Here is a 21,277-nt window from a genome sequence, read left to right on the forward strand (position 1 = left end):
GTGCCGAATTATCGCTATCGCGCTTTGACCCAGGCCGGCGAGATCGTGAACGGTACGATCTCGGCTCCGACGGCGGCCGAGGTGGCGCGGCGGATCGAATACCTCAAGCTGCTGCCGATCGAGACCACCGAGGACAAGCGGGCATCCGGCGCAGCCGGTGGCCGCAGCCTGTTCGGCGGACCGAGTGCCGCGGAGGTCACCACGTTCACGCGCGATCTCGCCCTTCTGCTCAAGGCCGGAGCGCGTCTCGATGACGCGCTGGAGCTGCTGTCCGGCGATGCCGATGTCGGCCGGATGCGTCCGGTAGTGGCCAAGATCCGCGCAGCTCTGCTCACCGGCGAGAGCTTTGCCGATGCGGTGGCGGATCATCCGACCCTGTTCCAGCCGATGTACATCGCCCTGGTCCGGGTGGGGGAAATCTCCGGCACGCTCGACTCCGTGCTCGAGATGCTGGGGACCGAGCGCGCGCGTTCCGAGCAGATGCGACGGAAGCTGACCGACGCCATGCAATATCCGGCCTTCGTGCTGTTCGCGGCATCCGGCGTGATGCTGTTCTTCCTGCTGTTCGTGCTGCCGCAATTCTCGACCGTGCTGGGCGATTTCGGCGGCAAGTCGGATACGGCGCTCGCCAGCTTCATCGCGGTGTCGGATTTTCTGCGCGCCAATGCCACGGCGGCGAGCCTGATCAGTGCGGCGGCGATTGCGCTCGCATGGTGGCTGCTGCGGCAGGCGCGCGTGCGCGCCGCGCTGGTCAGCGGGATCTCGCGGGTGCCGGGCATCAGCAGCGCCTTCCAGTTCTATCGCGCAAGCCTGTTCTGCCGCAATCTGGGCGTCCTGCTCGGCAGCGGCGTCAACCTCACGGCCGCGTTGCGCATCCTCGTCGACATCATGGCGGTAACCGGGAGCGGGGCGAACTGGACCGCCGCCGCCGACCGCGTCCGCCATGGCGGAAAATTGTCGGACGCGCTCGCCGTGGCGGACAGCCTGCCGCCGATGGCGGTCCGGATGCTGCGGCTCGGTGAAGAGACCGGGCAGCTGCCGGTGCTGGCCGGGCGGGTCGCGGAATTCTACGAAGCAAAATTGCAGCGCAGCCTGGACCGTGTCGTCGGCATCGTCGGTCCACTGGCGATCATCACGATCAGCACCGTCGTCGGCGGACTGATCGTATCGGTCATGACGGCGCTGCTCTCGGTCACGCAGCTAGTCGGTTAGAGCAGGGGTCATCGGTCATGATATCGCGCAACACGATCATCGAAACATTCTCCATGCGAGCGGGACGCGATCCGGCGCGCTCACAACGGCCAAGGCGTTCGGGGCAGGAAGGCTTCACGCTGGTCGAGATGCTGGTGGTGATCGCGATCATCGGCCTCATCATGGGGCTGATCGGGCCGCGCGTGCTCAACTATCTCAGCGAATCCAAGGTCAAGACCGCGCGCATCCAGTTGCAGAGCTTCTCCAGCGCGCTCGACCTGTTCTACCTCGACGCCGGGCGCTTCCCGTCCACGGCGGAGGGACTTGCCGCGCTGGTCCGGCGCACGCCGGGCGTCGCCGCCTGGAACGGCCCCTATCTGAAGGGCGGTAACGTTCCGAACGATCCCTGGAACCATCCCTATCTCTATCGTTCGCCCGGCGAACACGGGCCTTACGACATCGTCTCATATGGCTCCGATGGTCAGGAGGGCGGCAGCGGCACCTCGGCCGACATCTCGCTCGAAAAGACGACAGCCGCCAACAACGACCAATAGGATGCATGGCGAGCATGAATGACGCAGCGCAGCGCGGTTTCACCCTGCTCGAGATGGTGTGCGTGCTTGCCATCATCGCGCTGCTGGCGGCCGTGCTGCTCCCGTTCATTCCGCACCAGACCTCGCGATCGCGCTTGCAGGCCTATGCGTTGCAGACTGCAACATTGCTGAAGGCCGATCGCAACGCCGCCATCGAGCGCAGCGCCAGCGTTGCGACGCTGGTCGACGCGGCGAGCCGGGTGATCCACTCCGGCGCGTCACGCATGACGGTGCGAATCCCCGATGACGTGCGGTTCGATGCGGTGCTGCCGCAGAGCTGTCAGCGCCGCGCCGCACTGTCCACTATCCGCTTCTTCGCCAATGGCGGCTCCTGCGGCGGCTCCATCGCGCTGACGCGGCTCGATGCAGGATATGAGGTCCGCGTCAACTGGCTCACCGGAAGGGTTGAAATCGTTGCTCGCGACGTCGCCGCCAACTAACCGCGCTGACGCGGGGTTCACCATCATCGAGGTGCTGGTGGCGCTGGCGCTGGTGGCTGTCTCGATCGTTGCGATCGGCGCCGTCATGGGCGTCAAGACGCGCGGCGTCCGGGCCATGGAGCAGCACGTCGCGCTGATGCAGGCGGTGCGCACTTTGATGACGGTCGGCATTCCGCCGCGCGCCGAACTGCAGACGGGCACGTCGACGGGGCAGGCGGAGGGCTACCGCTGGACCATCGAGGTCAGTCCGCTTGGTGGCGACTGGACCGTGCCCGAGGGCAACGTGCCCTGGGCGCCTGAACTGGTGCGAATTCGCGTCAAATCTCCGGGCGGTGCGTTGTCCGACATTCGCACCGTGCGCCTGATGCCGAGGTCTTCGGAATGACCCCGGCAAGGACAGCACAGCGAACGGGCGAGCGTGGCTTTACGCTGATCGAGACCATCGTCGCGCTGGCGCTGATGGGGCTGTTGCTATCGGCGCTCGCCAGCATCACGGGGCAATGGTTGCCGAGCTGGAACCGGGGGCTCGACCGGATCCAGCGCAGCGAATTGATCGGGATCGCGCTGGAGCGGATCGGCGCCGATCTCGCCGCGGCGGAGTTCGTTGCCGCCAACCGCGATACCCACAAGCCGCTGTTCGACGGATCGGAATTGTCGGTCACGTTCGTGCGCACGTCGGTGGGGCCGAATGCGGGGCCGGGGCTCGACGTGGTGCACCTTGGTGAAACCCGGGATCGCAGCGAGTTCGTCACGGTTCGTTCGCAGGCGCGCTTCACGCCGCTGGCCGACGGGGTGTCGCTGTCGGAGCAGGTGCATCTCGGCAGCCCGGTCGTGCTGCTGCGCGCACCTTATCGCCTGTCGTTCGCCTATGCCGGTCCTGACCGCGCCTGGAAGAGCGTGTGGAAGGATGCCAACAAGCTGCCGGCGATGATCCGGTTGACCGTGCGTGATGCGGCGAGCCAGCGCGTCCTGTCGGTTTCGACCATCGCCCCGGTCCATGTCCAGATTCCGAGCGACTGCACCAAGCCGGACGGCAATTGCGGCGACAAGCAAAGTTCCGACGGTGCCACCGATCAGGGGAAGACGTAATGGGCGCGTCCGGCAATCTCGGCCGATCGCCGCACAATCGCGGCTTCGTCATCGTTGCAGTGCTCTGGATCCTGCTCGCGCTGTCGTCGCTGGCGATCATTTTCTCGGCCTATCTTGCCGCGTCGGCGCGCGCGTTGGCGGCCAGCGACCTGTCGTTGCAGACCGAGGCGCTGGTGTCGGCCGGGCTCGAACTCACCGCCTATCAGCTGACGCTGACGGATGAGAAAACGAGGCCGCAGCACGGGGCGTTTCATTTCGGGCTGGACGACGCCAGCGTCGCTGTCTCCTTCACGTCGGAGGCCGGCCGGGTTGACCTGAACTACGCGTCGAAGGAAATGCTGATCGGCCTCTTTGTCGTGCTCGGCGCCCGGAAGGACGCGGCCAGCGAGTACGCCGACCGGATCGTCGGCTGGCGAACCCGGCCTGTGCCGGGCAGCGAGAATGTGGAGGCCGCGCGCTACAACGCGCTCGGCTATTCGCCGCGGCAGGGGCTGTTCACCCATGCCAACGAGTTGGCGCTGGTCGCCGGCATCCCCGAAGCCTTTGTCGATCGTGTGTTGCCGTTCGTGACGGTGTTCAATGGCAGTCCGGATGTCGATCCGACCATTGCCGCGCCGGAAGTCGCTCTTGCCGTGGATAAGGCAGCGGGGAAAGACCAGGACAGCTTCGGGTTGGCTGTTCCCTCGCCGAACGGCGGCCTCAGTGCCGGATCGCAGGCGCCGAACCCGCAAACTGCGGCATCGACGGCGCAGAGCCCTTGCTACCGGATCGCAATCTCGATCCGGTTCCGCAACGGTCACCGCACCACGTCTGAGGCGGTAATTGCGCTCGGCGACAAGGTCGAGCCATATCGTGTGTTGTCCTGGCAGAACGATGTCGAGCCGCGAAGCACGGTTCTGCCGCGGAGGAGAGGTTGATGGCAATACTCGCCGAAGCACGGCAATGGTTCGAGCAATGGATCGGCGCGGTCGCGACTGCCGTCGACGGCGTTGCGGGCAGGTTCATGCGCCGGCGCAGCATCGAGCTCGACGAAAATGCCGACGGCACGTTCACAGCCCGCGCCACCGCGGCGAGAGATGGCTCGCCGTCGGCTCCGGTTTCGTTCCGGCTCGATCACGATGCGCCGCAGCCTCCGCTGTCAACAGAATGGAAGACCGCGTTCGACGGCAGCCGCATCGAGGTGCGATTGCGATCGGATCACGTCGTCAGCCGCGTGCTCGATTTCCCGAGCCAGGCGGGCGACTTCCTCGGTGGCATGATCCGCGCGCAGGTCGACCGGCTGACGCCATGGACCGCCGCCGATGCGGTCTTTGGCTGGGGGGCGCCGCGGCCGATCTCCAACGACCGTATCGAAGTCGCGTTCAGTGCGACCGCGGCGACCAAGGTCGATCCGCTGATCCGGATGGCCAGGATGCTGGGCGCCGCCACCGTTGCGGTCTCGGTGCCGGCCGTTGGCGGCGACGGCGCCCCGCAGCAGGTGACGCTGCTCGATAGATCGTTGCGCGGCCTTGCCGGACCTGCGGTTCCGCGCCTGTTGCGCATCGGTCTGACCTCGACGGCAGCGGCGGCCGCGGTGTCCCTGCTTCTCAACGTCTATCTCGGCGGATGGCTGCAATCCGAGCAGGAGGACCTGCAACACCGCATCTCGCAGCGCCGCGCCGCGCTGCGTCTCGATGCCAATGGCGACTCGTCCGGTCTCGGCCTGCTCGCCAAGCGCAAGCAGACGACGCCGTCGAGCGTCATGGTTCTGGAGGCGATCTCGCGCGTCCTGCCCGACACGACCTATGTGACGGAGCTCCGCATCGAGGGCAACAAGGTGCAGGTGGTGGGACTGACCCAGGATGCGCCATCCCTGATCCGCCTGCTGGAACAGTCGCCTCAATTCACCCGCGCGACATTCTTTGCGCCGACGACCCGCGCCGCGAATGAATCGGCGGAGCGGTTCCATGTCGAGGCCAATATATCCGCTTCCTTTGGGTCCGGCTCGTGAGCGCAGCATCCCGATCGCTGACAGCCGTCAGCACTTCGCCACTGGTCGCGACCGCGAGCTATCTCGGCCTCTTCGTGCTGCTGCTCTTAGTCGTCATCTCGTCGCTCTCGGATATCATCGGCCTGCGCAGCGATGTTGCGGCATCGGCCGGAATGCTGGAACAGCTGGAGGGACGGTCCAAGGCGAATACCGCGCCCGGTCAGTCCCCCATGCCGACCGGTTCCGCCTATCTCGAGGGGGTGACCGTCACGGTTGCCGGCGCCACGCTGCTGCAGCGCGTGTCGGGCGCGGTGATCAAGGCCGGCGGCAATGTGCTGTCGACGCAGCTCGACGTTCCCAACGCGCCGGCCAAGGCCGGCTTCATCAGCATGGTCGCGAGCAGCGAGATCGAACAGGCGCAGTTGCAGCAGGTGCTCTACGATCTCGAAGCCGGCATGCCGTTCCTGTTCATCGACCAATTGGTCGTGCAACCCGTCGCCGACGAGGCGGCGAAGGGCGCCGATCCCGGCAAGCTGCGCGTGCTGCTCGGCGTATCCGGACAATGGCGAGGAGCCAAATGATGCGACGCTTCGCTGCAACCATCGTGCTGCTGGCGGTGTCGGCCTATTCGGCGCCGGCTGCGGTGCCTGACCCATCCGGCGATGCACTGGATGCCGGGATGCTCGACGATACCCGTCTGGGTGGGCCGGTGCTGAGTTCACCGCCGCCGTCCGAACCGGTGACATCGGTCCGGGTGGCGCCTTCGCCGGCGCCGACGCCCCGGCCGCTCAGCGCAAATCCGCTGTGGGGCATTCCGCTCAAGACGCTGTCCAACACCCGCGACCGACCGGTCTTCTCGCCGTCGCGGCGGCCGCCGCCTGCCGTCGTTGCGGAACCGGAAGTCAGCAAGCCATTGCCGCCGCCACGCAAGGTCGCGCTCGAGCCGCCGCCGCTGTCGCTCGTCGGCACGATCGCGGGAGACGATGAAAGCTTCGGGATATTTCTCGACCAAGCAAACAAGACCGCATTGCGGCTGAAGCTCGGCGACAATTTCCAGGGATGGAAGCTGCGAGCCATCAGCGGACGCGAAGTCACGATGCAGAAAGACGAGCACGATGCCGTGCTCACATTGCCCCAGCCGGGCACCGAGCAGAGCGGCGATGTCCGCCTCGTTCCGGTCAGTGCCGACAGGAGGCCGTTGGCTGCGCGGATCCAGCGGTGATCCCGCGCTAGTTCAATCCCAGCCAGCTTTGCAGGGCCGGCGTCAGGAGAAGACCAAGCGCAAGAAAAGGACCGAACGGGATCGACGTCTGGCGCTTCATCTCGTGTCCTGCGAGTTGCAGGCTGCCGGCGACAGCAAGTGCCGCGAGCGCCGCGATCAGCAGCAACGTCGGAATTGCCGCCGCGCCGACCCAGATCGTCGCGGCGGCAAGAAACTTGACGTCGCCCAGTCCCAACCCGTCCACGCGCCGCAAGGCGAAGTAGAGGCGCTGCAACAGAAAGAACAGGGCGCCGACGAGAGCGGCGATCGCCATCGCACTGAACGCGGCTGTCGTGCTTTCAGTGATGACGACATGTGCAAGACCGAGTGCCGCGATCGCAAGATTCAGCCAATCGGGAATGATGCCATGGCGCAGATCGATCAGCGCGACGGTGCAGCACAGCACGCAAAGCGCGCCGTAAGATGCAATGAAATAAAGAGCTTCGCGATCGATTGGCATGTTGGCGGGACAAGTGTGACGCGTGAACACACTGTGTTGCAACAACTCGCGCGCGTTGAACAGTGCATTTTCATTCGAGCAATGCGTTTGCAGGAATGTGATCTTCGACAACGATCGCGAAGCAGAAAAGATGCGACAAAAAGTCTGCGCTGTCACAAATCCGCATAGGACACCGACAATAGTTCGGCCGATTACGTGCCGCGAGCCCTTTGCGGCAGACGAGTGGGTTGGCTATGCACAAGATGCGAGTGGCGGCGTGCCTTGCTTTGCTGGCAGCGTCGGCAGGCATGCGCGCCGCGAACGCGGGCGCTCTCGACGACGGCGCCGAACGCTATCGGCCGTATTTGATCGACGGCGTTGCCAGCGCGCTGGCGGGTGCGCGTGCGTTGCGCGAGCGCGCCGCTGCGGCGGATTTGCCCGGTGCACGGAAGGCCTGGCTGTCGGCGCGCGCCGGCTGGGAGCGCTCGGAAGTGTTCACCGCAGGATTCGTGCCTGAGCTCGATGCGCAGATCGACGCCTGGCCGAATGCGGACAGCGGGTTTCACGCCATCGAGGCGAAACTGTTCGGAGCGGGTAGTACCGACGTCGCTCCCGATGCGACTGGCCTTGTCGAGCACCTGAACGATCTTCACGGCAAGCTCAAGGATATCAAGCTGACGCCGCAGGGCCTGCTGGATGGCACCGTGCGGCTCGCTTACGAAGTCGGCGAGAGCAAAGCCGACGGCGGCGAGTCGCGCATCAGCGGCACCTCGCTGGACGATATGCGCAACAACATCGCCGGCATCGACTTCGCCTATCACACGATTTTCTCCGCCGCGCTCAATACGGTCGACGGCAAGCTCGACGAGATGGTGACGAACCGGATCGAGCAGCTCGAGGCGATCGTCGCCGCGCCCGACCTGCCGCATGTCAATATCGCCGATCTGCGCCAGACCAGCGAGGAGCTGGTCGTCGCGTTGCAGAGTGCCTCGGCGAAGCTCGGGCTACAGCGCCCGACCCTGGAGGCGCAGGCGCGATGAGATCGCTTCAGCTGCTTCCGGCTGCGCTGTTGTCCGCGGTCATCGCCCTTGCGCTGCTCGGGCGCGCGGCGGCGTTTCCGGTCGACGGCGACAAGACCGTGCTGCCGGTTGCGACCGAGCTCAATGAGGATGCGCTCGACAAGCCGCGCGAGGTGTTCCAGTCCGAGCGCACCGGAGCCAAGTCGTATCTGGTAAATCTCGGCGATCTCGCCTTCAATTCGCCGGGGCTGCTCGGCGAGGTGGCGCGGCAGGCCGGCGTGAGCTGCGGGACCTGCCACGTCAATGGTGCGAACAACGCCAAATTCTTCATGCCGAAGATGTCGAGCCGGCCCGGCACGTTCGACACCACGGGCCCGCTGTTCAATCCGAAGGCCAACAACCTGGCGTTCGATCCGGTGCGAATTCCGAGCCTGCGCGGCGCCCGCTATCTTGCACCCTACGGCGCCGATGGCCGGTTCGCCTCGCTGCGTGACTTCGTCCATAACGTCATCACCAGCGAGTTCGCGGGTCCCGAGCCGTCGCCGGCAACGCTCGATGCGATCGTGGCCTACCTTCACGACATCGATTTCCTGCCCAACCCGAGCCTTGGTCCCGCCGGGCGGCTGGCCGGCAGGATCACCGACGCGGAGCGCCGCGGCGAAACGCTGTTCGCGAAGCCGTTCCCGCACGATCCGGCGCTGAGCTGCGCGGGGTGCCACGTGCCATCGTCCGGCTTTGTCGATCACCGGCCGCATGATGTCGGCTCGGGTGGCCTGTTCAAGACGCCGACCCTGCGCAACGCCGACTTCAACTCGCCGTATTTCCACGATGGCCGCTTCGACAATTTCAACCAGGTCGTCGAATATTTCGACCGGACCTTTCAGCTCGACCTCTCGGCGCAGGACAAGGGCGACCTCGTCGCTTATCTTACGGCCGTCGGCGACGGCGTGCAGCCTTATGAACGCGACGATGCCGGTGCAACGCTGAAGGAGATCAACGATTTCTCGACGGTGCTCGCGACCGCGCTTCCCGCCGGCGACAAGGACATCGTCGCGCTTGCAGTCGATACGATCGGTCGCGAGCTGCGCGAGTTGACCGAGCAATATCCCGACCGCAAGAACACCAGCGTGTCTGGCGGCGAGCAGCAGCGCGTGCTTGCGCGCAGCGGACTAAAGGAGCTCGTGCTCACGCTGCGGCGAATCGAGATGGCCGTTGCCGGGGGGCGCAACGCGGATGCTGCAGCCGAGTTCAGGAATTATCGCAATCTGATGGCGGCTGCGGTGCCTGCGTTGCTGGCGAGTGCCGAGCCGTGGTCGTTGTTCAATCAAGATGTGCATGATCAGCATTACGCCGCGCTTCGCGAGGTGATGCGCTCCAGGCACATCTCGCATTGATTGAGCTGAATTGTAAGGCATTTGCGATCCGCGTCGCTGCGTGGAGCGCTTCATCTACTTTTGGTCTTTAATTGAAGAGTCGAATCGTTGAGATGCAGCGTGAAGCAGCAGATGTCTCCACAGAATGTTTGAACGTTTCGAAATTTCTCGCTTGCTTTCACGCAAGCGAAAATCATGCGTCATATTGTCGCATTAAGCAGGGTGTGTTGCTAACCGCAAACACCCTGAGGTCGACAATGAGTTTGAACTACAAAAAGTACTGGCGAACCAGCACCGCGCTCTGCATCGCGTCAACGGTGCTCGTCGCAACAGCCGCATATGCCGCTCACTATCCGGGCGGGCACAGTGATTGGGACAAGCGTCCGCATCACAATCACCAGGCGCATCAGGAAGCCGATCGCGTCAAGCATGACCACGATCATGACGACAAGGATCACGGCGGCAAGGGCAAGACCGCTTCGCCGATCAAGCATGTCATCATCCTGATCGGTGAGAACCGCGGCCTCGATCACACCTTCGGTGTGTACAAGCCGAAGGGCAAGGGGCAGACCATCTCCAACCTGTTGTCGAAGGGCATCGTCAACGAGGACGGAACGCCGGGACCGAACTTCGCGCTGGCGCAGCAATACTCGGTCGCGGGCCAGCCGTCCTTCTACATCGGCGCGCCGGCGATCGCGAAGTCGCCCTACAACGCGACCAACGTGATGCCGCAGCCGAACACCAACGGCACGCCGACCGCGCAGAGCGACACTTCGCCCCCGTTCAAGACGATCGCCGAAGCCAGCGTCGAGAAGGACATGGACCCGGCCGATCTCGACATCCTGACCACCGGCTTCAGCGGCCTGCCGACCGGTGTGCTTGATACCCGCGTTCCCGGTGCCGGTGGTCTCAACGGACCGTTCCCGCTGCAGGGCGAGCAGATCAGCGACGACGACTACACCGGCGACTCGACCCATCGCTTCTATCAGGACTGGCAGCAGGAAGATTGCAGCGCCGCCAGCGCCACCAAAAAGAACAATTCGGGCTGCCTGAACGACCTGTTCCCGTTCGTGATGGCGACCTATTCGGCGTCCAACAAGAGCATGGCCAACTCGATGGGCTTCTACAATGCCCAGCAGGGTCAGGCCCCGATCCTGAAGATGCTCGCCGATCGCTTCACGCTGAGCGACAACTTCCACCAGTCGTTCCACGGCGGCACCGGTGCGAACCACTTCATGCTCGGCACCGGCGATGCGGCCTTCTGGAGCGACGGCAAGGGCAATCCGGTGACGCCGCCGGCGAACCTGATCGCCAACCCGAACCCGGTCGCGGGCTCGGTCAACCGCTACACTGTCGACGGCAATTGGAGCAACTGCTCGGACGTGTTCCAACCCGGCGTGAAGCCGATCGTCACCTACCTCAACAATCTGCCGTACGCGGCGGAGCCGAACTGCAAGCCGAACCACTACTACATGCTCAACAACGTCAATCCGGGCTATCTGCCGAACGGCGCGCTGTCGGGCGGCAACAACGTCCCGCCGTCGTCGGTTCGTACGATCGGTGACGCTCTGATCGAGAAGAACATCAGCTGGGCGTTCTATGGTGGTGCGTTCAACGACGCCGTGGCGCTTTCCAACGCCGCGGTTGCCGCCAACCCCTCGAACCCCAACCTCGGCGCCGCCGCGGTCGCCGATCCGGCGCACGCGCTCGGTGTTGCCTACTGCCAGATCTGCAACCCGTTCCAGTATGCGACCTCGATCATGGCCAATCCGGCGGTGCGTCAGGCTCACATGAAGGACACGGCGGATCTGATCACGGCGATCCAGCACAACACGCTGCCCGCGGTGTCGTTCGGCAAGCCGGACGGTCTGCTCGACGGTCATCCGCAGAGCTCGAAGGTTGATCTGTTCGAGGCCTATGTCCTGAACGTGCTCAACGCGCTGGACAACAATCCGGAACTGAAGGCCGACACCGCCGTCTTCATCACCTGGGACGAGGCCGGCGGCTACTGGGACTCCGGCTACACGCAGTCGATCGACTTCTTCGGCGACGGACCGCGCGTTCCGACCTTGATCCTTTCGCCCTATTCGACGGGCGGCAAGGTCAACCACAACTACGCCGACCACGTTTCGCTGCTGAAGTTCATTGAGCGCAACTGGGCTCTCGAGCCGCTCACGCACCGCAGCCGCGACAACTTGCCGAACCCGACCTACTCGAAGAACAATGAGTACGTCCCGACCAACAGCCCGGCACTGTCTGACATGTTCGACGCGTTCGACTTCAGCAAGCCGGTCACGTTGTCCTTCACCGAGTGATCGAGCTCTCGTCCAGGACGAGGTCTTGAGTCCATCCGAGGCCGGCGCCGATCGAACCATTGGTTCGGTCGGCGCTGTCATGTTCTGCCTGCCAGTGGATCGACCGGGGATATGCGATGAAACGCGACGAGACGACGTGCAAGAAGATGTGGAAGGGAAGCAGGAGCGCCATGGCCTGCCTGTTCGCAATGGCCATCCTGGCCAACGCACCGATGCCGGCCGCGGCGCAGCAGTTTTCCGCCGATCTCCTCGCGCGGAAGGACGATACGGCGACCACGATGGGAACGCTGCGGGTCTCGGGCGGAAAAGCGCGGATCGATGCAACCGCGCTGCCGGACGGCTTCTTTCTGCTCGATACGGCCAAGCCCGCCGCCTATTTCGTCCGCCCGGCCGCCCGCATCTATATGAAGGCCATGCAATCGAGCCCGCTCACCCAGCTGTTCATCCCGGTCGATCCGGACGATCCCTGCCGGCAATGGCTGGCGATGGCACAGCTTTCCGCGCCGGTCGATCTCGCGACATGGCACTGCCAGCGCGATGGAGAGGATGTGATCGCGGAGCGCAACACCGACGTCTATCGAATCACGGCACCGTCTGGTTTGAGCTTTGTTGGCTGGATCGACCGCGCGCGCGGGTTTCCGGTGCGGATCAAGACCGCGGATGGGACGGTGATCGTCGCCGATCACATCCGCGACGAGTCGCAGCCGGCGCAAACCTTCGAAATTCCCGCAGGTCTGCGCAAGTTCGACCCGCAAGCGCTGATCCGCCGGATCCAGCAGAGCGATGTATGGGTCGCGCCGCCGGCCTCGCAGTGAGCGCATGCGCTACTGCGGCTGCTGGCTTGTCACCGGCAGTATCCGGCCGAGCGCCGCGTAATGCGACTGATGCACGTTGCCGTTGAAGAGGGACCAGGGCTCGGCCTTCTTCAGCGCGACCGGAACGTCGAAATTCACCAGCTGGGCAAATTTGCGGTATTCCGCCATCGCTTCGTCGATCCGGCCGGCGCCGACCTCGAGGTCGATACGGCGCAAGGTCAGAACAAGATCCTTCAGGATCGCGCGCGCGGCGAGCCGCTCGTCCTTGCCGCCGACCGAGGTGTTCCTGATGTCGGGGATGTGCTCGGTCAATTCGCGCAGTTCGGCGCCGACCCCGGTTACGGCCAGCGACACCACCGCGGTGTCGGCGGCCGGGATCGCGACCTCGAGCACGCTCGAGAGCTCGAGCACTTCCTTCATCCGGAGCACGACGCCGTCCTTGTCGAAGGGGCGTTCGCCGTCCCCGACCGCATTCAGATAGGCCACGAGGTCCTGTGTGTCCTGGGTCGACAATTCGAGGTCGAACACGCGATCGAAATGATCGACGACCTGCTCGTAGCTGTCATAGCGGCCGTCGTGGAAGTAGGGCGCATTGAAATTGGCGTTCAGCAAAGTGGGGGTCTTGACCAGCCCGCCCGACCCGACGTCATGACGCAGCTGGTCGTTGAAGGTTCCGGCTGGAATATGACAGCCGGCGCAGCTCAGCTCGGCCTGCTTCGAGAACGGTTTGAAGAACAAAGCCTCGCCACGACGCTCAGTGAGGCTTGCCTGCGCGGCAAGCCTGCCGCCCGGCGCAATCTTCGGATTGGGGAGGAAATCGATATCGTTGATATAGGCCACAAGCCCGTCGAGGACCTCGTCGCGCGGCCGCGGTCCGGAAAACTCATTGACGATGACATTATAGACAAAGTCGCGCAGCGAGGTGATGCGCCCGTCATGTCCGTAGGGGGCGAGGAAGCGGGCGCCCCGCAGGCTCGGGATCCTGACCGGATCGAGGATGCTGTTGAACGTCTTCGCGTTGAAGACAAGACTGGTCGTGTCGAAGGTGCCGGGGCGGGAGGATACGCCCGGAACGAACAATTTCGGGTTCGATGCGCCGTTGACGTGACAGGTGCCGCAGCTCATCTCGGCCTGGCGGGCCTTGCCGCCCAGGATGGAAGGCGAATTGAACGCGAGATCCCCGAGATTGACCAGATAGGACTTGCGCCCGCCCATCGCTTCGGAATGAAAGATTTCGCGTGGCCGTGCCAGCGCGTCCTCGAAAAATTCAGTGCCGGCGGGCAGCACGGTCTGGTCGCCGCCGAGCGGGAATCCCATCGCGCGCAATGGGAGAAGCGCAACGACGACTGCCAGCAACGCGACCCGTGCGCTTCGAACGCCAAGATCGGCCGATGCCGCACGACATTTCCCTGAGCCGGACGCCAGAATATCCCAAACCATTGCGAGAAAACGCCCCCGTCCACAATGCATTTGCGCTGCCGTACCTCGGAAGATGTCACGGAGGCGACGGTTTCCTGTCGTCAGGATCAATGACCATCTATTTGGATAGACGATCGTTGATTGCGGTTTGATGACGATCGATCAACGAGACGCAGGCCGATCTGAATTGCACAGAACGAAGATCTATCGGTGCGTGCATCTTTTCGCGCGTTTGTCCGCGCGTCGAAAAACGGTCATCCCGGCGAAATGTGTTTTGCATAGCGTGTAGCTCCATTTCTATTTCTTTCTGAAATCAGGAGAGCACTATGCGGCTTTGGGGAGCCATTCCGGCGCTCGCAGTTGTTGCTGGCGCTGTTGCCATCTCGCCGGTGGCAAACGCCGAGAATTTGGTCGAAAAGATTGTTGATGAGTTCAAGCACGAGGTCAGGGACGAGCTGCGTGACCTGCGCGACCGCGGCCATGAAGGTGTGCATCAGTACAAGCACATCGTCGTCATCTACCAGGAGAACCACAGCTTCGATAACCTCTATGGGCACTGGGGCGATGTCGGTCGTGACCGGATCAATGGCACCTCCGACGCCGACCAGGCGCATACGTTGCAGGTCCGGCAGGACAACCAGACCGTCTACGCCTGCCTGTTGCAGAATGACGTCAACCTGACCTCTCCGTCGCCGCAGCCGACGACCTGCACAGACAATACGGGCTCGGTCGCCATCCTCAGCGCCTTCAAGAACAAGCCGTTCGAGATCAACGACTTCATTCCGACCTCGGCGACCACCTGTCCGAAGCCGCTCGGGTCCTTTGCGGCGCACGGCTTCCTCAACGGCACCGGCGCGCCCGGCGGCTGCACCGAGGACATCGTGCATCGCTTCTACAGCGAGCAGTACCAGCTCAACGGCGGCCGGCAGAACCGCTACGTGACCGGCAGCGACGCCGAAGGTCTGGTGATGGGCTACTACGACACCAAGAAGCTGCCCATCTACACCTATCTCCACGGCCACGGTGCGCCGAACTATGTGATCGCCGACAGCTTCTTCCAGGGCGCCTTCGGCGGTTCGTTCCTCAACCACCAGTTCCTCGTCGCGGCGGCGGCGCCGCAGTTCGTCGGTGCCTTGAACGATGGCAGCGCCAATGACTTCCACTCGATCGTCGACGCCAACGGCATGCCGACCAGCACGCCGCTCTATACGCCGGTCTCGACCGTGAAGGACGCGCAGCTGACGGCGAAATGCAACCAGGCCGGCCTGCCGGCTGGCCTCGCCTGCGGCGACTACGCGGTCAACACTACGCAGCCGACCTATCAGCCCTATTCGCCGGGCACTCCGGACATCAAGCGCCTGCCTCCGCTGCACACGCCGAACATTGGCGATCGGCTGTCGGCCAAGCATGTTGACTGGGCCTGGTATTCGGGCGGCTGGTCGAACGCCAATGGCGATGTCGGCGCGTCCGGCTGGACCAACGGCAACGGCACGACCTGCACCGATCCGAACCATCTCTCCACGGCGGTGTTCCCGAATTGCCCGGATGTGGACTTCCAGTTCCACCATCAGGCGCTCAACTACTTCGCCAGCTACGCGCCCGGAACGCAGGCCCGCAGGGATCACCTGAAGGACGAGGCGGAGTTCATCCAGGCGGCCAAGAACGGCCGGCTGAAGCAGGTCAGCTTCATCAAGCCGATCGGCGAGGAGAACGAGCATCCGGGCTACACCAGCGAATCCGAAGGCAGCCAGCATCTCGTCGATCTCGTCAAGGCGATCGTCGAAGGGCCGGACGGCAAGGACACGCTGATCGTCATCACCTATGACGAATTCGGTGGACAGTGGGACCACGTTCCGCCCCCGCCGCACAACCGCCGCGGTGCCGAGGCCCGTGCTGCGGACCAGTGGGGCCCGGGCACCCGCGTTCCGGCGCTGCTGATCGCCAAGCGTTTCAACAAGTCGGGCGTCGCGCATGAGGACTTCGACACCACGTCGATCCTCCGGCTGCTCGAGAAGCGCTTTGATCTCGATCCGCTGGTGACGCGTCCGGTGCGCAGCCTCTCGGCGGCGCTGAAGGCCGGCGAAGGCTGGCACTGACCCGAGAAAAGGCTCTGGCCCGCGTCGAGATCTGACGCGGGTCAGATGCCGGCCGGGAGCGCGGGGATAGCTAGAGCATTTTCGAGCGAAGTGGATACCGGTTCGCGAAAAGAAAGCGCGTCAAAACCAGAATCTAAAGCATGATCCGGAAAACCGCTTCGCACTTTTCCGGATCATGCTTTAGACGATCAGATCGTGAGGGGTATGGGTCACGACGGCGTCCGGCATGTGGACTGAGAAATAATCTGGCTGGTGCGCCGGGATCGTCGGCCCGGTTGCGGGCAGTCCATCTGCAGCCCCTTGTGCCAAGCGAAATCCAGCGGAATCCTGGTGTTGACCGAACCACGTGGCGGTTTGATCGAATTGTGGAGGAGGCGAAGCTCCCTGCTGTTCAAGGCTCGGAAGCGCCTCCGCGAAGTGAAAGGGTTGCTCTGTTGTTCCGGACGTTCCGCCGCCGGCGAAGGGCACCACGGCCTGTGACCCCGCTGCGCCTTCGTGGCCGCTCGTTGACGTAGCGCTGACGTCGGGCGCCGGAGCGCTGGTGTTGCCGCCGACCGGTGGTGCCGCATTGTCCGGGCTGGGCGCGAATGTGAAGGCGTCCATCCCCGCCGTGTGGCACTGAATATCGAACTGAAGATTGGTCGTAGCCGAGTCGCCATCTCCGTCGACCGCAGTTACATTGAACAGCAGATCCGTGTTGATACTCGTCTTTTCAGTATAGTTGATGTTGTTGACCGCGAAGGTGGGGTGCCCTGCCTCCGGCCGATCGTAATCGACCTGGACTTGATTGAAAGCCTTGTCGACATACAGCGTGTACGTCGTCGTCGTGGCATCAAAAGTGTAAGTGTCGATCAACGAAGCATCCGATGTCTCCTGGACCACGAAGCTGGCACTGCCGCACAGCGGCTTGGGAACATCGATGCAGAAGTCGTGAACGTCGGCACTGCCGTCAAGAACCTTGAGGATCACGCCGGCGGTGCCATAACCCTGCCATTGCGTGAGATCGAAACTGACCTGCGACTGCTTCCCGGAGAACGCGAGATTCAACTGCTCGGTGGGGTCCATTTGCAGGCCGCTGTCGCCGACCGCGATACCGCACTCCGACGCCTTGACATCGAGCGGATGGCCGGCGCAGTCGGACCCGGTAATCACCAATTGTCCGTCCGGCGCGGTTAATGATGGCGTGCCGCAGGCCGGGGCGTCGAAATCGGAGCCGCTAACGGTGACGTTCTTCGACAGTCCGGCGTGCTCAAGATCAAAGCAATAGGTTCCATCCGGATCGATCAGCAACTTGAAGTACGGATCGGCCAGCGTACCACCGCAATCCCTGAGGTACGCGTCGAGCTCGACACCGCCGCCCACTTCATGGGTCGTATAGTAGAAGCTGTAGTCATCGCCATGTCCGGTGACGTGTACCGAGGTGATGCCGTCACCCAGGCATGACGTGGACAGATCGTATCCCGTGCAGCCGACTGCACCATTGTGGACGGCAACGAGCATCGCGGCGTCGCCATCCGCGCCGAAATCGACATGGTAAGTGCCGTTTGCGGTCTGATTGTCCTGAGCGGCGACGAAGGTCTCCGGGAAGCCGCTAATGGTCGGGTGATCGTCCGTGATCGTCAATTGCTTGCCGAGGTCGATGCTCGCGCTCTGGGTATCGCCATCCTTGTCCGCGATGGTGGCAACCAGGTTCACGATGCCGGCGGTCAGCGACACGGCTTCGTCGGCGCTGGTGCAGGACGGATGCGTCACCGCGCGATACTCGGTGAAAGTGACGCTCCCCGTGGCCGGATCAAGCGCGATGGTGAATGCCAGCTCCCCGCTTGCCGTGCCGACATGGCCTTCAACGGTGTTGCCGTGCTGAACCAGCACGTCGGCGCAGCCCGTGTGCGAGTCGATCAGGCCCGACGCTGTGCCGTTACCGCCGTTGATCGCCAACGCATAGTGGGTCGTCGCGCCATCGGCGCCTTGAACCGAAGTGAACGCCGTCGAGAAATCGGCCGAAATCGTCGTCAGCGCCGCGCACGGCGCCGAGCCCGCGATGTGGTCGTCCAGCGCCGTTGCCGTCAGATGCGTTTCGCTCAGCGTCAGCGACGGGGCGGTTGCGTTCGCCTTGATGCTCGGCCCATCGTCGGTGATCGTCAGCTGCTTGCCGAGATCGATGCTTACATCCTGGTACTGGCCGTCGCTGTTCGTCACCGTCGCGATCAGGTTTACAATGCCTGTCCCCAGCGCGATCGCTTCGCCGCTGTCCGGGCTGGTGCCAAGCGGTTGTTCCACCGCTCGGTGTTCGACGAAGGTTACGCGTCCGGTGGCCGGATCGACCGTGATGGTGAATGCGAGCGTGCCGCTTGTTGTGCCGACATGGCCTTCGATGGTGTTACCGTTCAGAACCAGCACGTCGGAGAGGCCGGTGTGCGAATCGATCAGTCCCGACGCTGCACCGTTGCCGCCGATGATCGTCAGCGCGTAGCTGACCGCCAGACCCGCTTCGGTAACGAATGCCGCCGAGAACTCGCCAGAGGTCGTCGTCAACGCGGCGTCCGGTGCCGAGCCGGCGATGTTGTCGTCCAGCGCCGTCGCTGTCAGATGGGTCTCGCTCAGCGTCAGCGACGGCGCCGGTCTGGCCTCGATCAGCGGGCCGTGGATGGTGATTGTCACCACCTGCGGGGTTCCGCCTATCGTGGTCACCGTGAAGCTGTCGTTCAGCGTGTCGCCGACATGGAGGGCTTGCACGGAGCTGTCGGCGTTGTTGAGCGTATAGGTCCACACGCCGCCCGTCGTCAGTGTGAATGTGCCATGGCCGCCCGCACTTGTCGTCGGCACGTTCACCGCGGTGAAGGTGTTGGCGGGGTCGTCGACATCGGTGTCGGTGAGCGTGCCGCTTGCGACGAGCAGACCGGGCGAGGCACCGCTGACGCCGACTGCCCCCACAACCGCGCCAGCCTTGGCGCCGGAGATGATGGAGGCATCATCGACGCCAACAATGGTGATGTTGAAACTCTCACTCGTCGAGAGCGTGCCGTCCGATACGGTGATAACGAAATCCTGGCTCGAGTTGACCTTCAGTGCGTTGATCGCGGCATTGTTCGGAACGAACGTGTAGTTTCCCGTCTCGCTGTTGAGGTAGAGCGTGCCAAACTGTCCGGTGCTCGACACGTTGTACGTCAGCTGGCCCAGCACCATATTGCCGGCAGTTCCTCCGCTGATGCCGAATGTCACTGCACCGTTCTTGCTGCTCGCGGAAAAGGTCCCGCTCGCCGCACGGAAGTCGTCAAATTTCGCCGTGTCGATTTCTGTGAGCCCTGCTCCGAGGTTCAGGCTCGGCGGCACCGGCGGTGGCTTGAAGGTCTCAATGGTGGCGAAGATAACCTCCGGCACGGGCGCGAGCGGATCTTGCGTCAGCGGCGGGGCGCCAGGCTGAAAATTGATCGGTTGCAGCAGCGGCGACCCTTCGGAAGCGGGCATGCCGGACCCTTTTGATCCTGCTCCCTTCTCGAAATTGGCAAGTGCCTCCTGTTGGGCCTCCCGCAGTTCTTCCATATGGGCCGGGCTATTCGTGACCTGGTTCACCCCGACCGACGACCCCTTGGCGCTCAAGATGATTGTCACTCCGGGATCGTCGACGACGATGTGCCGGGGGATTGCCTCCTTGGTCACGAGCTCAAACACGCCGTGGTGGAGGTCCTTGTAGGTGATGCTGTCGTCGTCCAGGAACGTGACGTTCGGCTCCGCAGCCCGGGCGTCGTTCAGGAGCGAGAAGGTCAGCGCGGTGAGCGACAGCGTGCCGAAGCCGCCCGCCCGAATGTTGCCCACCGACGGGGCCGCTGTCGGAGTGCCCGACCTCGCCAGCCAACTGCCAATGGAACGGAGGATGCCCCTGGTCTTCGCGAGCAGGCTCGGTTGCACGATGTCGTTGGGGTCCTGCGCGTACGCATTTAGCTCGAGGCAGGTGCCGCCTGGCAGGTCGAGCACCCCGCCATCGATCAAGCGTATCTCGATCCGCCCGCCGGCTGCGACCTCGATGACGTCACCCTCCCGAACGGGGTCGCCAATCGCGCCGCGAACCGCGATGCCGCTTGCACGCCTGATAGTGCCGCAGCCGATCGCCGTCTCAATATTGCCGATCAATCGGGGCGGCTGGCCCAAAGCGGCCACGCACACGCCCCCGAACTCGACGCCGGACGCAACTGACATTGGCTTTTCGCCTGCTAAGCAATTCAGACGGAACGTGGTTGCCGTAGTTTTTTGGTTTGGCTCGCCGCGAGGTGAAAAATCCTCGCGTCAGCAGCCATAGGCTTGCCCGCCGAAACGTCCTGATTGAAATTATATTCGGTAGTGGAAATCGAATTCCAGTGCTGCGCGGAGCCTTACGAAAATGGCAGAACAGCTGTCCTTTATCGCGCGTGCAGCCCCGCAAAATTAATAGTATAGTTACCAACGAAATTGTCTACTTATTAATTTTTAGTCTAGCTGCGTCAGGTACTTAGGCCTGTCCGCGGCAACTTAATTGGCACTCCAGGTCCTGCGGTCTCGGCCCGACGGTCCGGTTACCATCGCGCTGCGACACGACGAAATCTTCTCAAAGGAGGGGATCGTGCGTATCCATTTGCTTGTTCAATTGCTTGCAGGCTTCGTCCTGGCGCTTGCAACTCTCGCGCCCGGCCAGGTGCAAGCGCAAACCGAGCCGGCGCAGCCCGCGGTCCAGAATTCTCCATTAAAATTCATCGGGAAAGTCGTGGCGGCCACCGGTTCGGTCACGATCGAGCATGAGAGTGCAGTCGTCGTTCAAGCGGGGCTGCCCGACAAACCGCCTCAGACGCATGTTGGCGACCCCGTCTATTTGGGCGATGTGGTGCAGACCGGGGCCGATGGTCGGGTGGGGATCAACTTCACCGATGGCACCTCGTTCAATCTGTCGAGCAACGCCAAGATGGCGATGACCGAATTTGTGTACGACCCGAACGGCAAGTCGAACTCGACCTTGTTGAAGCTGGCCAATGGAACATTCACCTTCGTTGCCGGCAATATCGCGAAGACCGGTGACATGAAGATCGACACGCCCGCCGCGACGATGGGAATTCGAGGCACCACGCCACGCATCGAAATATCCGACGATGGAACGGTCAGGTTCGCGACGCTCGTGGAAGAGGGCAAGAGCAAGGTCAGAAAGACCGGGATACGAACGACGCAGCAACCTGAGCAAAACATCCCCCACAAGTTCAATCCAAACATCTGTCGAGGATGCTAGGTCAGGC

Annotated in this window: 18 protein-coding genes; 15 read left to right on the forward strand and 3 right to left on the reverse strand. The window is 63.4% G+C overall.

Going from position 1 to position 21,277, the window contains the following annotated elements; translation table 11 throughout:
- From HAP47_RS05635 to HAP47_RS05675, 9 genes are read left to right on the forward strand one after another with little or no spacing between them, the layout of a single operon-like run.
- On the forward strand, window positions 1-1,212 hold the full coding sequence (locus HAP47_RS05635) for a type II secretion system F family protein (RefSeq protein WP_173639083.1): 1,212 nt from the start codon (window positions 1-3) through the stop codon (window positions 1,210-1,212).
- A gap of 53 nt (window positions 1,213-1,265) precedes the next feature.
- Window positions 1,266-1,745, forward strand: a complete 480-nt coding sequence (gene gspG, locus HAP47_RS05640) for a type II secretion system major pseudopilin GspG (protein ID WP_171947980.1) — start codon at window positions 1,266-1,268, stop codon at window positions 1,743-1,745.
- A 14-nt stretch (window positions 1,746-1,759) separates the two neighbouring features.
- Window positions 1,760-2,224: a type II secretion system protein gene (locus tag HAP47_RS05645; protein WP_173639082.1), complete on the forward strand. Its 465-nt coding sequence runs from the start codon at window positions 1,760-1,762 to the stop codon at window positions 2,222-2,224.
- Entirely contained in the window at window positions 2,190-2,609 is a 420-nt protein-coding gene (locus HAP47_RS05650) for a prepilin-type N-terminal cleavage/methylation domain-containing protein (protein WP_231168770.1), read from the forward strand. Before HAP47_RS05645 ends, HAP47_RS05650 begins: the two co-directional genes overlap by 35 nt.
- Entirely contained in the window at window positions 2,606-3,313 is a 708-nt protein-coding gene (locus HAP47_RS05655; RefSeq protein ID WP_173639080.1) for a PulJ/GspJ family protein, read from the forward strand. The genes HAP47_RS05650 and HAP47_RS05655 overlap by 4 nt, the downstream gene beginning before the upstream one ends.
- Complete coding sequence (locus tag HAP47_RS05660) at window positions 3,313-4,230, forward strand: general secretion pathway protein GspK (RefSeq protein ID WP_173639079.1); 918 nt, start codon at window positions 3,313-3,315, stop codon at window positions 4,228-4,230. Before HAP47_RS05655 ends, HAP47_RS05660 begins: the two co-directional genes overlap by 1 nt.
- Window positions 4,230-5,303 (forward strand): PilN domain-containing protein, encoded by a 1,074-nt coding sequence (locus tag HAP47_RS05665; RefSeq protein ID WP_173639078.1) that lies wholly within the window; start codon window positions 4,230-4,232, stop codon window positions 5,301-5,303. Before HAP47_RS05660 ends, HAP47_RS05665 begins: the two co-directional genes overlap by 1 nt.
- Window positions 5,300-5,863, forward strand: a complete 564-nt coding sequence (gene gspM / locus HAP47_RS05670) for a type II secretion system protein GspM (RefSeq protein WP_231168771.1) — start codon at window positions 5,300-5,302, stop codon at window positions 5,861-5,863. The genes HAP47_RS05665 and gspM overlap by 4 nt, the downstream gene beginning before the upstream one ends.
- Entirely contained in the window at window positions 5,860-6,504 is a 645-nt protein-coding gene (locus tag HAP47_RS05675) for a hypothetical protein (RefSeq protein WP_173639077.1), read from the forward strand. Before gspM ends, HAP47_RS05675 begins: the two co-directional genes overlap by 4 nt.
- 7 nt (window positions 6,505-6,511) lie before the next feature.
- Here HAP47_RS05675 and HAP47_RS05680 read toward each other — a convergent pair whose 3' ends face one another.
- A complete protein-coding gene (locus HAP47_RS05680; RefSeq protein ID WP_231168772.1) occupies window positions 6,512-7,159 on the reverse strand; it encodes a prepilin peptidase in 648 nt (215 codons plus the stop codon).
- 131 nt (window positions 7,160-7,290) lie between these two features.
- Here HAP47_RS05680 and HAP47_RS05685 point away from each other — a divergent pair, with 131 nt between their 5' ends.
- The 4 genes from HAP47_RS05685 (at window position 7,291) to HAP47_RS05700 (ending at window position 12,504) form a co-directional block, all read left to right on the forward strand.
- Window positions 7,291-8,022: an EfeM/EfeO family lipoprotein gene (locus HAP47_RS05685; RefSeq protein ID WP_231168773.1), complete on the forward strand. Its 732-nt coding sequence runs from the start codon at window positions 7,291-7,293 to the stop codon at window positions 8,020-8,022.
- Window positions 8,019-9,395 carry a cytochrome c peroxidase gene (locus HAP47_RS05690; RefSeq protein ID WP_173639075.1) on the forward strand — a complete coding sequence of 459 codons (1,377 nt, stop codon included), beginning with the start codon at window positions 8,019-8,021 and terminating at the stop codon, window positions 9,393-9,395. Before HAP47_RS05685 ends, HAP47_RS05690 begins: the two co-directional genes overlap by 4 nt.
- Before the next feature lie 236 nt (window positions 9,396-9,631).
- Window positions 9,632-11,689: a phospholipase C gene (locus tag HAP47_RS05695; RefSeq protein WP_231168774.1), complete on the forward strand. Its 2,058-nt coding sequence runs from the start codon at window positions 9,632-9,634 to the stop codon at window positions 11,687-11,689.
- A 116-nt stretch (window positions 11,690-11,805) separates the two neighbouring features.
- On the forward strand, window positions 11,806-12,504 hold the full coding sequence (locus tag HAP47_RS05700) for a hypothetical protein (RefSeq protein ID WP_231168775.1): 699 nt from the start codon (window positions 11,806-11,808) through the stop codon (window positions 12,502-12,504).
- 9 nt (window positions 12,505-12,513) lie between these two features.
- On the opposite strand, the gene HAP47_RS05705 is transcribed toward HAP47_RS05700, so the two are convergent.
- Window positions 12,514-13,821: a cytochrome c peroxidase gene (locus HAP47_RS05705; RefSeq protein ID WP_231168776.1), complete on the reverse strand. Its 1,308-nt coding sequence runs from the start codon at window positions 13,819-13,821 to the stop codon at window positions 12,514-12,516.
- Between the two features lie 428 nt (window positions 13,822-14,249).
- Between HAP47_RS05705 and HAP47_RS05710 the strand changes: the two genes are divergently transcribed.
- On the forward strand, window positions 14,250-16,019 hold the full coding sequence (locus HAP47_RS05710; RefSeq protein WP_173639073.1) for an alkaline phosphatase family protein: 1,770 nt from the start codon (window positions 14,250-14,252) through the stop codon (window positions 16,017-16,019).
- Window positions 16,020-16,199: 180 nt separating this feature from the next.
- Here the strand turns inward: HAP47_RS05710 and HAP47_RS05715 are convergent, their stop codons facing one another.
- Complete coding sequence (locus tag HAP47_RS05715) at window positions 16,200-20,216, reverse strand: DUF5801 repeats-in-toxin domain-containing protein (RefSeq protein ID WP_173639072.1); 4,017 nt, start codon at window positions 20,214-20,216, stop codon at window positions 16,200-16,202.
- Window positions 20,217-20,616: 400 nt separating this feature from the next.
- Here HAP47_RS05715 and HAP47_RS05720 point away from each other — a divergent pair, with 400 nt between their 5' ends.
- Window positions 20,617-21,270, forward strand: a complete 654-nt coding sequence (locus HAP47_RS05720; RefSeq protein WP_231168777.1) for a FecR family protein — start codon at window positions 20,617-20,619, stop codon at window positions 21,268-21,270.
- Window positions 21,271-21,277 lie beyond the last annotated feature (7 nt).

The organism is Bradyrhizobium sp. 41S5, from assembly GCF_011516665.3.
Taxonomy (GTDB): Bacteria; Pseudomonadota; Alphaproteobacteria; order Rhizobiales; family Xanthobacteraceae; genus Bradyrhizobium; species Bradyrhizobium quebecense.

Bases quoted from the DNA above. Each gene is read 5' to 3' on its own strand.
- HAP47_RS05655 (WP_173639080.1), top strand. From the start codon at position 2,606: ATGACCCCGGCAAGGACAGCACAGCGAACGGGCGAGCGTGGCTTTACG.
- HAP47_RS05645 (WP_173639082.1), top strand. From the start codon at position 1,760: ATGAATGACGCAGCGCAGCGCGGTTTCACCCTGCTCGAGATGGTGTGC.
- HAP47_RS05695 (WP_231168774.1), top strand. From the start codon at position 9,632: ATGAGTTTGAACTACAAAAAGTACTGGCGAACCAGCACCGCGCTCTGC.
- HAP47_RS05660 (WP_173639079.1), top strand. From the start codon at position 3,313: ATGGGCGCGTCCGGCAATCTCGGCCGATCGCCGCACAATCGCGGCTTC.
- HAP47_RS05675 (WP_173639077.1), top strand. From the start codon at position 5,860: ATGATGCGACGCTTCGCTGCAACCATCGTGCTGCTGGCGGTGTCGGCC.
- gspG (WP_171947980.1), top strand. From the start codon at position 1,266: ATGCGAGCGGGACGCGATCCGGCGCGCTCACAACGGCCAAGGCGTTCG.
- HAP47_RS05705 (WP_231168776.1), bottom strand. From the start codon at position 13,821: ATGGGATTCCCGCTCGGCGGCGACCAGACCGTGCTGCCCGCCGGCACT.
- HAP47_RS05685 (WP_231168773.1), top strand. From the start codon at position 7,291: ATGCGCGCCGCGAACGCGGGCGCTCTCGACGACGGCGCCGAACGCTAT.
- HAP47_RS05715 (WP_173639072.1), bottom strand. From the start codon at position 20,216: ATGTCAGTTGCGTCCGGCGTCGAGTTCGGGGGCGTGTGCGTGGCCGCT.
- HAP47_RS05710 (WP_173639073.1), top strand. From the start codon at position 14,250: ATGCGGCTTTGGGGAGCCATTCCGGCGCTCGCAGTTGTTGCTGGCGCT.
- HAP47_RS05690 (WP_173639075.1), top strand. From the start codon at position 8,019: ATGAGATCGCTTCAGCTGCTTCCGGCTGCGCTGTTGTCCGCGGTCATC.
- HAP47_RS05700 (WP_231168775.1), top strand. From the start codon at position 11,806: ATGAAACGCGACGAGACGACGTGCAAGAAGATGTGGAAGGGAAGCAGG.
- HAP47_RS05665 (WP_173639078.1), top strand. From the start codon at position 4,230: ATGGCAATACTCGCCGAAGCACGGCAATGGTTCGAGCAATGGATCGGC.